The 250-nt window shown below is 62.4% G+C and carries 1 protein-coding gene; it reads left to right on the forward strand.

Features of this window, described 5'->3' with window-relative positions; all coding sequences use genetic code 11:
- A partial coding sequence (locus ACPYOG_RS20145) for a formate--tetrahydrofolate ligase (protein WP_481295865.1) occupies positions 1-250 on the forward strand: 250 nt, incomplete at both ends.

The following is a 250-nucleotide window of genomic DNA, read 5'->3' on the forward strand; positions in this document are numbered from 1 at the left end:
TACATGGACACCAAGGCGAGGATCGCAGCGGTGGCGCCATCCGCCGTCGTGGTTGTTGCCACCATCCGCGCGCTCAAAATGCAGGGCGGCGTTCCCAAGGAGCAGCTGGGCGAACCCAACATGGATGCCATGGCCGCCGGAGTGGAGAACCTCAAGAGGCACGTCCGGAACGTCGCCAAATTCGGCATCACCCCCGTTGTCTCCGTCAACAAGTTCGCCACTGATACTCCGGAGGAACTCGACTGGCTCC

Source organism: Leifsonia sp. HAY1-4F, assembly GCF_056755275.1.